The sequence below is a fragment of the Roseateles sp. P5_E11 genome, from assembly GCF_054049355.1.
In genome coordinates this window covers 1-1,117 of sequence record NZ_JBFUMO010001034.1, presented here as the reverse complement: position 1 = coordinate 1,117, position 1,117 = coordinate 1, and the positions used below count along the sequence as shown (strand labels likewise).

Here is a 1,117-nt window from a genome sequence, read left to right as displayed (position 1 = left end):
TCCTGAGGCCCCGCCCGGAGTGAGACGGTTGACCTGAATCCCGCCACCCCGGAYGGCGCTGCGCCGTCGTCCTCCGCCAGTCTGGCCAGCGCTGCCAGGAGACGATGCATGCTGAATGTGTTCACGCTGGACAACGGGCGCCTCAAGGGCGGCCTGTTCCAGGAAGAAATCGAAACCGCCGAGGACCTGGCCCAGTCGCGCCCGGTCTGGGTCGACCTGGAAAGCCCGAGCGCCGAGGAGAAGGGCTGGATCCGCGACCGCTTCGGCCTGACCATCCCCGAGGACATCGTCGACGAGGACCTGGAGGAATCGGCGCGCTTCTACGAGGAAGACAACGGCGAGCTGCACATCCGCTCCGACTTCCTCATCGAGGGCGACGAGGGCCCCGACGGCAAGTCGGCGCGCAATGTGCGCGTGGCCTTCATCCTCTTCAACAACATCCTGTTCTCCATCCACAACGAGGACCTGCCGGTGTTCCGCCTGCTGCGGCTGCGCGCGAGGCGCATTCCGGCCTTGATCGAGGACGCCAAGGACGTGCTGCTCAAGCTCTACGACGCCGACGCCGAGTACTCGGCGGACGTGCTGGAGGGCATCTACGACAAGCTTGAGGCCGTCAGCGTTCGCGTGCTGAAGAGCGACGTGACCGACGCCGCCGCCGGCGAGGTGCTGTCGGCCATTGCGCGCGAGGAAGACTTGAACGGCCGCATCCGCCGCAACGTGATGGACACGCGCCGTGCTGTCAGCTTCATGATGCGCAGCCGCATGCTCAACGCCGAGCAGTTCGAGGAATCGCGCCAGATCCTGCGTGACATCGACTCACTCGACTCACACACCGCTTTCCTCTTCGACAAGATCAACTTCCTGATGGATGCGACCGTCGGCTTCATCAACATCAACCAGAACAAGATCATCAAGATCTTCTCGGTGGCCAGCGTCGCCCTGCTGCCGCCGACGCTGATCGCATCGATCTACGGCATGAACTTCAAGAATATGCCGGAACTGGAGTCGAGCTGGGGCTACCCATTCGCCCTCGTGCTGATGCTGTTGTCCGTCGCGGCACCCTTCATCTACTTCCGCCGCAAAGGATGGTTGAAATAGTCCAGGCGCACCTCACACG

1 protein-coding gene is annotated in these 1,117 nt (G+C 63.3%); it reads left to right on the top strand.

Annotated elements, in window-relative coordinates:
* Window positions 1–108: 108 nt before the first annotated feature.
* The gene (corA, locus tag ACXJKR_RS33180; RefSeq protein WP_056200057.1) at window positions 109–1,098 is read left to right on the top strand and encodes a magnesium/cobalt transporter CorA; all 990 of its coding nucleotides are present in this window, start codon (window positions 109–111) and stop codon (window positions 1,096–1,098) included.
* Window positions 1,099–1,117 lie beyond the last annotated feature (19 nt).